This is a genomic window from Pseudomonas sp. Irchel 3E20 (assembly GCF_900187645.1).
In the GTDB taxonomy this organism is placed as follows: Bacteria; Pseudomonadota; Gammaproteobacteria; order Pseudomonadales; family Pseudomonadaceae; genus Aquipseudomonas.
The window spans coordinates 98575-104587 of the sequence record NZ_FYEE01000014.1 but is presented as its reverse complement, the minus strand read 5'-3'; the positions used below and the strand labels follow the sequence as shown (position 1 = coordinate 104587).

Genomic DNA, 6013 nt, shown 5'->3' with positions numbered 1-6013 from the left:
TCTGGCCAAAGATGACCAGGCAGTGGCCGGCCGGTGCTTGTGGGTCCTCGACAAAGCAATAGCCCAGGCCCTCTTCGGCCAGTAGCCGCTGCACAAAGTCGAAATCGGTTTCGCGGTACTGCACGCAGTAACTGCGCGGGCGCACGTGGCTCAGTAACTGGTCGGCGTCGAGGGTGAAACGCCAACGGGCGTAGGCCTCGTAACCAGCGAAGACCTGGCTGACGATCTGCTGCACGGTGCTGTCTTGGAACACCCGGGAGCGAAAGCTCTGGCTCAACACCCAGAGCCAGGGCACCAGGGTCAGGTGGTAGCGGGTCAGGGAGCCGTCGCTGCCCAGGCGGGCGACACGGCTGAGCAAACCGCTGCGTCGGCTGTGGCTGCCATCGGCCAGGGCCGTGAGCAAGGTAATGGGCGCACCGAGCATCGCCTCGAGGGGTAGGCGATGGTCGGCGCTCAGGGCCAGCACGTCCCAGCGGTACAGCTCGGAAAGCGCCTCGCGGCCGGCCCAGCGCTCAACGTGCAGGGGGGCCATGGACGTGGGCGTTTGCAAGGAATACAGGCGTGTTTGATCGCTGATGAGCGGGGCAGTGGGGTTCATGGGCGTGACATCCAAACCAGGCATAAGGTTGCGAAATTCGCAGTTCAGCCAGTCGGCCATAACCCGCCAAAGAGGCTAACAGCGTTGGGATGTGAAGCGCGCCAGGCAGCAGGGCGCGGCGGCATTGTGCCTAGTTGCGGGGGAGGATTGAGGGGGGGTGGAGCGTTTAAATATGAGGCCTACATGAATTAGAGAAAAACCCTACGCAAACGTGCACGTTAATGGGCCCGCGCGCATTGCAACGTAAAAAATATCCACCCGACCAAGACTCGCCTGCCGGCCAATACCCGAGCAAAACCATCGGCATTTCTTGATCGCCATCAAGCAGTTTCCCACCCTGCGGTTTCTAGAATGGTCACGCCAAGCAATAGAGGAAGCGACCATGTCAGAGACCTTCACCAAAGGCATGGCCAGGAATATCTACTTTGGGGGAAGCGTGTTCTTTTTCCTCATTTTTCTGGCCTTGACCTATCACACGGAACAGACCTTCCCGGTGCGCAGCAACCAGGCGCAGTTGAGCGAGTCGGTCATACGGGGCAAGGGCGTTTGGGAGCGCAATAACTGCGTCGGTTGTCACACGCTGCTGGGCGAGGGCGCCTACTTTGCGCCGGAGCTGGGCAATGTGTTCACCCGCCGTGGCGGCGATGAGGCGTTCAAGCCGTTCCTGCACGCCTGGATGAAAATGCAGCCCCTGGGCGTACCCGGGCGGCGGGCGATGCCGCAATTCAATCTCAGCGATCAGGAGGTGGATGACATTGCCGAGTTCCTCAAGTGGAGCTCGAACATCAATACCAACGGCTGGCCGCCCAATAAGGAGGGCTGAGAGATGAGCATTGCCAATCCACATCTGAAATTCGCCTCGCAAGCCGTGGCCAAACCTTACTTCGTGTTTGCTCTGATCCTGTTCCTGGGCCAGGTGCTGTTCGGTTTAATCATGGGCCTGCAATACGTGGTGGGTGACTTTCTGTTCCCGTTGATCCCCTTCAACGTGGCGCGGATGGTGCACACCAACCTGCTGATCGTCTGGCTGCTGTTCGGCTTCATGGGCGCGGCTTACTACCTGATACCGGAGGAGGCTGACCGTGAACTGCACAGCCCGAAACTGGCGCTCGTGCTGTTTTGGGTGTTCGCCGTGGCGGGGGTGTTGACGATCCTGGGTTACCTGTCGGTGCCCTATGCCACGTTGGCGCGGATCACCGGTAACGACCTGCTGCCGACCATGGGGCGTGAGTTCCTGGAGCAGCCGACCATCACCAAGATGGGCATCGTGGTCGTCGCCCTGGGCTTTCTCTACAACATCGGCATGACCCTGCTCAAGGGCCGCAAGACCACCGTGAGCATGGTCATGCTCACCGGCCTGATCGGCCTGGCGGTGTTCTTCCTGTTCTCCTTCTACAACCCGGAAAACCTGGCCCGCGACAAGTTCTACTGGTGGTGGGTGGTGCACCTTTGGGTGGAAGGCGTGTGGGAACTCATCATGGGCGCGATGCTGGCCTTCGTGCTTATCAAGATCACTGGCGTAGACCGCGAAGTGGTGGAGAAGTGGCTGTACGTGATTATCGCCATGGCCCTGATTACCGGGATCATCGGCACCGGTCACCACTTCTTCTGGATTGGCGCGCCCGAGGTCTGGCTGTGGGTCGGTTCGATCTTCTCGGCGATGGAGCCACTGCCGTTCCTGGCCATGGTGATTTTCGCCTTCAGCATGGTTCGCAACCGGCGCCGCGAGCACCCCAACCGCGCCGCCACGTTGTGGGCCAAGGGCACCACGGTCACGGCGTTCTTCGGCGCTGGCGTATGGGGTTTCCTGCACACCCTCGCACCGGTCAACTACTACACCCACGGCACCCAACTGACGGCGGCCCACGGCCACCTGGCGTTCTATGGTGCCTACGCGATGATTGTGATGACGCTTATCAGCTACGCCATGCCTCGCTTGCGCGGCCTCGGTGAAGCACCGGATGCCCGCTCGCAGACCTGGGAAATCCGTGGTTTCTGGCTGATGACCCTGTCGATGGTGATGATTACCTTGTTCCTCACCGCTGCTGGTGTAGTGCAAGTGTGGCTGCAACGCTGGCAGGCCGATGGTGTGGCCCTGCCGTTCATGGCCACCATGGATCACCTGGCGCTGCTGTTCTGGGCGCGGCTGGTCAGCGGCATCGGCTTCCTGCTCGGCCTGCTGTGCTACCTGTACAGCTTCAAGCGCCGCGGCGCGGAAGTGAGGCAGCCCCATGCGGCGGTGAGCCGGGCATAAGGAGAAAGTGAGGGGCTGTGTGTGGATGTGGCTGCGGGAGCGGGCAAGCCCGCTCCCACACAAGCCTGCTCCCCTACGCCTGTGCTTTCACAAAAGCCCGTTCACCGACAGTGATCCATCCAATCCCCAAGGAGGGCGGCCCGGCAGGTACTGCGGGCCGTTTTACTTTCCACCCCGGCCGAGGACAGTACCATGGCATTTACCGTTGAACTGGAAGAGTGGGTCGGTAGCGTTTGGCACCGCTTTATCACCCGCCGTGCCAGCCCGGACTTCCCCGAGGCGCGGGTCGAATTGCTTGAGCGCCAGCGTGCGCTGGCGTTGCTGTTCCGGGCCACGGGCGGGGCCAGTGGCATGAGCGTGGAGGCCGCCAGCGAGCGCGACCTGCTGCTGCGCCGCAGCTTGCTGCAACAGGTCGCCGGCACCTGCAAGAGCGTGCCCCTGGCCTGGCGCGACGACAACAGCCTGCGCCTGCCGGCGAGCCTGGCGGTGTTCCCCGACGCCACCCTCAACCAGGACCTGTACCGTTGGCTCGCACTGTTGGCCGCCGAGGCCGGGCCGATGCGCCATTGGGGCCGCGACAACCAGCGCTGGACCTGTCACCTGTTGCAGCGCTACCCGGCCATGGCGCCACGCTACCGGCGCCTGGTGGACGCCCATCTGGCGCTGCGCCCCGACCCGGCCACCCTGGGCCCCGGCGAAGCGGCCCTGGAACGGGCCCTGTGCCAGGCCCTGCGCGAGCCCGGCAGTGTCGAGCAGTTCCCGCGTAGCGAACGGGCGGCCTGGCCGCTGCCGCTGTGGCTGTACCCGCCGCAGCAACTGGGCAGCCCTCAGGCGGCCGACCTGGACGATGAATCCGAAGAAACCCTGGCCACCCGCCCCGGCGAGCAGAAAAGCGGGCGCAAGCGCGCCACCCGGGTGGACGAAAACCGTCGTGACGGCGGCTTTTTGGTGGTGCGCCTGGAGAACCTGTTCAGTTGGACCGAGCACGTCGACCTCGATCGCTGGTCCGACGACAGCGACGACCCGGATGCCAGCAAAGTCGCCGATGACCTCGATGAGCTGACCCTGTCCCGCCAGCGCGTGCGCAAGGGCGGCGGCTTGAAGCTGCACCTGGATCTGCCACCGGCCGATGTGGACGACATTCCCCTGGGCGAGGGCATTAAGTTGCCGGAGTGGGACTACCGCCGCCAATGCCTGCAACCGGGCTTCGTCAACCTGCAAATGCTCCTGCCCCGCGACGACGAAGCGCGGCCCTTGCCGCCCCGCCTGCACGCCCCGGCGCAGCGTTTGCGGCGCCAATTCGAGCACCTGCGCAACGACCGCCAATGGCTGCGCCAACAACCCCAGGGTTCAGAGCTGGACCTGCCGGCGTGGCTGGATTTTCACGTGGAGCGCCAGCACGGCCAGTGCGCCGAGCGCGGTTTGTTCCTGGAGCAGCGCCACACCCAACGCGACCTGGCCTGCCTGCTGTTGGCGGACCTGTCGATGTCTACCGACGCCCACCTCAATGACCAGCACCGGGTCATCGATGTGGTGCGCGACAGCCTGTTGCTGTTCGGCGAAACCCTGGCGGTGCTGGGGGATGATTTCGCTCTGTACGGCTTCTCGTCCCTGCGTCGCCAGCAAGTGCGCATGCAGCAACTCAAGTCATTCACCCAGCGTTACGACGACCACACCCGGGGCCGTATCCAAGGCCTCAAGCCTGGTTACTACACACGCATGGGCGCGGCGATTCGCCAGGCCAGCGAACTGCTCAAGGGCCGTAAGCGCCGGCGCAAACTGCTGTTGTTGCTCACTGATGGCAAGCCCAACGACCTGGATCTGTACGAAGGCCGCTACGGTGTCGAAGACACCCGCCAGGCTGTGCTTGAAGCGCGGCGCCTGGGGCTGACGCCGTTTTGCATCACCATCGACCAAAAGGCCGGCGACTACCTGCCGTACATGTTCGGTGCCAATGGCTACACCCTGATCCACCAACCCGAACAACTGCCCCTGCGGTTGGTGCAGCTGTACCGGCAACTGACCCAACCGTGAGGGATGACGGTGTGCAGCTGGGAGCACACCGCTCCCACAGGGATATTTCCGGGTTTACGAGATCCGGGTAAGCCAAAACTCCACACTGGGTTCACTGGCTGTTGGCGCAGCCGCAGGTTCAATAAATGCTGCGCGGCAACCAGAAGAACATGCTCACGCAGAACAGGGTCAGGCCCAGGCAAAACCACATGAAGCGCCGCTGGCGGTCTTCGCTGGCCTGTTCGGCGCGGGCGGGCAGGGGCATGCCGCATTCGTCGCAATCGCTGGCGGCGGCGGGGTTGGTGTGTTGGCAATACAGGCAACGGCGCATGGGGGTTACTCGAACTGTTCCAGGCGCAGGCGATCGAGAACGCTGATCTGCCGGCCTTCCTGGGTGATGATGTTTTCGTCGATCAGCCGGCGGATGATCCGCGAGAAGGTTTCGGGCTGGATCGACAGGTGCCCGGCGATCAACTGCTTGGCCATCGGTAGCTCGAAGCGGTTGCCCGGGGTGGGCAGGCGCATCAGTTGGGTCAGCAGGTAGCGCACCACGCGGTGGGTGGCGTTTTTCAGCGACAGGGTTTCGATCTCGTTGACCCGCTGGTGCAGGCGCACACACAACTTGCCCAGCAGGGCGAACGTCAGGCGGCTGTTGCTTTGCAGCAGACGCATGTAGGTGGCGTTGGATACCCGGTACAACTGGGTCGGGCACACGGCTTCGGCCGAGGCCACGTAGTTGGGCGTGTCCATCAGCATCATGGCCTCGGCGAAGGTCTGGCGGTCGCCCACCACCTCGAAGACCTTTTCCTGGCCGTCGGGGGTGAGGCGGTAGATCTTCACCGCACCGGCGATCACAAAGTAAAACGCCTCGGCCGGCTCGCCCTGGCGGAACAGCGGTTCACCCTTGTCGACACTGAGCAACTGGCTGGTGCTCATCAACTCGTCGAGCTGCTCCTCGTTCAACGGCTCGAACAGGTGATGGCTGCGCAAAATCTGGTGGTGGACACGATGTAGCACCATGGGGATTGATCCTGAAAGTGAAGGGCGGGTCAGAGCAGCCCGAGGGACAGGCTGCTGGCCAGGGCCAGTACTGAACTGAGCACCACAAACCAGGTCAGCGGGGGAATGATTTTTTGCATGGCGCGCTC

At 63.1% G+C, this 6013-nt stretch carries 6 protein-coding genes; 3 read left to right on the top strand and 3 right to left on the bottom strand.

Annotation, left to right across the window (positions count from 1 at the left end; genetic code table 11):
* On the bottom strand, window positions 1-598 hold a 598-nt coding region (locus CKW13_RS21535; RefSeq protein WP_095110800.1), incomplete at its 3' end, for a type VI secretion system Vgr family protein.
* A gap of 382 nt (window positions 599-980) precedes the next feature.
* Between CKW13_RS21535 and CKW13_RS21530 the strand changes: the two genes are divergently transcribed.
* The 3 genes from CKW13_RS21530 (at window position 981) to CKW13_RS21520 (ending at window position 4886) form a co-directional block, all read left to right on the top strand.
* The gene (locus tag CKW13_RS21530) at window positions 981-1421 is read left to right on the top strand and encodes a cytochrome c (protein WP_095110796.1); all 441 of its coding nucleotides are present in this window, start codon (window positions 981-983) and stop codon (window positions 1419-1421) included.
* Between the two features lie 3 nt (window positions 1422-1424).
* Entirely contained in the window at window positions 1425-2852 is a 1428-nt protein-coding gene (locus tag CKW13_RS21525; RefSeq protein ID WP_095110795.1) for a cbb3-type cytochrome c oxidase subunit I, read from the top strand.
* 192 nt (window positions 2853-3044) lie between these two features.
* On the top strand, window positions 3045-4886 hold the full coding sequence (locus CKW13_RS21520; RefSeq protein ID WP_095110794.1) for a nitric oxide reductase activation protein NorD: 1842 nt from the start codon (window positions 3045-3047) through the stop codon (window positions 4884-4886).
* A gap of 118 nt (window positions 4887-5004) precedes the next feature.
* Here CKW13_RS21520 and CKW13_RS21515 read toward each other — a convergent pair whose 3' ends face one another.
* Both CKW13_RS21515 and CKW13_RS21510 read right to left on the bottom strand, forming a co-directional pair.
* A complete protein-coding gene (locus CKW13_RS21515) occupies window positions 5005-5196 on the bottom strand; it encodes a protein DnrP (RefSeq protein WP_095110793.1) in 192 nt (63 codons plus the stop codon).
* A 5-nt stretch (window positions 5197-5201) separates the two neighbouring features.
* Entirely contained in the window at window positions 5202-5885 is a 684-nt protein-coding gene (locus CKW13_RS21510; RefSeq protein ID WP_095110792.1) for a Crp/Fnr family transcriptional regulator, read from the bottom strand.
* Between the last annotated feature and the right edge of the window lie 128 nt (window positions 5886-6013).